The sequence below is a fragment of the Synechococcus sp. CS-1328 genome (assembly GCF_025128095.1).
Taxonomy (GTDB): domain Bacteria; phylum Cyanobacteriota; class Cyanobacteriia; order PCC-6307; family Cyanobiaceae; genus CBW1002.
Genome location: NZ_JAHLYT010000012.1, coordinates 1 through 3,069, shown reverse-complemented (window position 1 = coordinate 3,069; position 3,069 = coordinate 1). Strand labels below are relative to the sequence as shown.

2 protein-coding genes are annotated in these 3,069 nt (G+C 53.0%); both read right to left on the bottom strand.

Features of this window, described 5'->3' with window-relative positions; genetic code table 11:
• On the bottom strand, positions 1 to 200 hold a 200-nt coding region (locus tag KQ310_RS02150; RefSeq protein ID WP_259720149.1), incomplete at its 3' end, for a hypothetical protein.
• Positions 193 to 3,057: a hypothetical protein gene (locus KQ310_RS02145; protein ID WP_259720148.1), complete on the bottom strand. Its 2,865-nt coding sequence runs from the start codon at positions 3,055 to 3,057 to the stop codon at positions 193 to 195. The genes KQ310_RS02150 and KQ310_RS02145, both read right to left, overlap by 8 nt.
• Between the last annotated feature and the right edge of the window lie 12 nt (positions 3,058 to 3,069).

The following is a 3,069-nucleotide window of genomic DNA, read 5'->3' as shown; positions in this document are numbered from 1 at the left end:
TTGGCGCGGCTTTTCTGAGCGTTCGCGTTGTTTCGAGATACGGCAGTGCCTTTAAAAATCTCGACCAGGCTCATACACCAAATAACGTAAATGACGTAAAACACGATTGTGGACAGAAAGCCTTCGTTGTTCCGATTGGCCTCTATTCTCTTTGGGCGGTCATCATCGTAATAGAGCTTGGCGCAGAATTTCTTAAGCATCGGCTCCCCGCGAGATATCTTCTTGTTCATGTAGACGTATCACGAAGGCAAACAAGCTTTCATACTTCCACCTTTCAATCTTCGACATGTCACCCGAACGGAATAGCTCAAATAATTTGTCGCGCTCATCTCGCGATATGGGTTCAAGCATAGTCTTCCAGTCCGGTTGTAGTTCGTTGTCGTTCAGCATTGTCGATGCTACCCGTCGATAGATGTGCGTAAGACTCGCCTCGATCGCCCCGCCGACCTTTGCGGCATCTAGGTATCGAAGCGCCTGGGCCAAACATTCGTTCAATCCAACGGGTTCACGAACGCCGCTATCCGTCATGAATACCCCTTTCCGTCCAGCCTGCTGCCAATACCGATCGATCACAGCCAGTTGTACGATGTTCGTTGACGCCGATATCAAGCTGAGGCCGAGCATCTGTCGGCCCGCGGATGTCTCCGACGAGAAATTCGCCGACCCGAGTTTGGCAAGATCGAAGTCCTTATCCGCCTTAAGTTGCTTGAAGCATGATTTGAGCGCCTCTATCTCGTCTTCGCAACTGGCATACCGCTCAGCCGAGGCACTGATGTCTAATAGACTGGCTGCTTCACCGCCGCAATCACTCATTCGCTGGAGATAGTAGCGGGCCAGTGCGATCGAGAGTTCTTCGTTGATGTAGCGCAAAGTTGAAATCGGATCGGCTATTTTTTCGGGCGCCGACTTAGAGTCCGCAATGGCATCTGCGTCCGCGCAGGCCTTAGATGCCCTCAGCGCCTTTTGGGCACGATTCAGCCCATCGGCATCATCCGCCAACATGCGCTCGCAGACGCTTTGCAGGAAATTCGCCTCGCGCCCACTCGGATTGTTAAGGTTCCGCACTTGGATGGGTGCGAGGCCAGGTCTTTTCCCGCGGTCGATGATGTTCAGAGCGCGAATCAGATGCCCGCTAGCCACCGACCACCTCTCAAGACACGAGAAGGAGGCGGCGAGAACGAGGAACTTCAGATGATTCTCCCACCGATGGTCCGAGGTGGCCCGTTCGCAGTCTTCTTCGGCGATCCTTTTATAGTCGGCAAGCCAATCCTTTGAGCCAGGATAATGCGCGTTGACGGACATTTTTTGGAACATCTTGAAACTTACATTGAGGTTGCGGAAGAAAAGATCTGGCGGCGTACGTCTCGAAGTGGTCCCAGAAATTCTCGCAAGCTCAGTGCCATGGAACGAGAATTGCAGGACCATTTGGTCGCGAGTCCTTTCGACGACCTCTGACAGGATGGTCGATAAGTTGACTTCTCCTGTGCTGCAGTTAGGAGTGTTGGCGATAAGCGCGGTCTTGAATGCTTCCTTCAAATCATCGTTGCCTTTCGAACCCACTGTGTTCAATTTCGTCGATTTGTCGATGTTTGCACTGCCGAGAGAAGCCTGGATGAAGTCGTTCCATTTCTGCAGTAGGTCGATGAAGCTAATACGAAAGCCCGGCGGGACATTGATAAAGCGTTCCGGCTCATCAATGATCTCGTTCAGGACCTTCATCGGCAGTTCGCTACGTCCGGTTTGTTCGACGAACAGACCTGAGAAAAAAGCTATGCTCTCTAGCCGCAGACGAGATTTGTCTTTCATTTCTGCGCTGGTTACATCGTCGGGCAAAGGTATGCTGGTGGGGAGCGAGAGATCGCCGAGGAAGCCGGAGATATGGCGCACGTAGTGTAAACCAAAAGCTTTGAACCAACGGTCCTCCTGTTGCGTCTCCTCGTTGAAAGCAAAAAAAAGCTCCATCCTTCGGATATTGAGACGCAGGAACTCTGTCAGATCATTTCCTGTTCCAGCACCGGGATACGTACTGAGGTACTCCCCAAGTTTCGACCGCAGATGGTCATGTGCCTTATAGGCTACATTCGAAATTTCAGGGGTGCAGGTGATCAGAATGATCCGCGTGGAATACCCCCCAAAAGCATGCCTTCCGTCATGATTGACCTTGTTGAGAAGTGCTAGCTGCACCAGGGCGTCCCGGTCGCTGGCGGCGCTTGCCGGTGTTAAACGTTTGGCAATCAGGTTCCCGAACGTCTCTGACAACAGGTGGCGTGCGATCTTGAAAATCTCGTTTGAGGGAATTCCCGCGTTGAAATCGAGAACATCGCGCCCGTCAAAAACACCGGAAGGATCGCCACAAAACTCCATGAAGCGATAAAGTACGGCGGACGGATTTAGGTCACCCAACTCTTCAGCCCGCGCGTATATATTCAGTATGATGGTGAGATACTGATCGTAAGGTATTTGCGGCGCGCCCGTGCCATTCGCGCTCAACGCAAACCGTTTCAAGGCGACCTGCGCTACCGCTTCGATGAGTTTGGCCTCTCTGGTGGCGATATCGCGATCAACATCGACACGGCTGGCCAGAGTCTTGTAGTGCAACTGGCTTTCCATAGCGTGAGGTGTTAATTGGACGATGCCGAGAGCCTGAACGTCGATCCGTTTCTTTACGCATTCGGTGAGCGCCTCAAGCAGGTTCCCCGCAGCGCGGTCTTCCTGTTGGTTGGTGTGTACAACGAGCTTTCGGAGGCTCTCGTCACTCAACGCATGGAGCGGCTTGAACCGGCGGGGTAGGAACTGCCCCAATCCGAAACTTCCATGGCCTTTGCGACCGTGTCGATAAGGCGCGCCGTAGGCCCGCATGACATTGCTGTCAAGAACATAGAGAACTTTCCCATTCTTCGGCTCTGAGCGGAAGTCGATCTCGGCAAACGCGCTGCGCGTTTCCCTCTCAATAAAGGCGACGCTTTTCATAAGGTCGCGATATTGGCGCTCGGTGACGGCAATGCTGTCGGCGGATTTCAGCCCAAGACTGACTGTTTTCTCCTCAGTGGTGTTCACGCGACCCGCTCC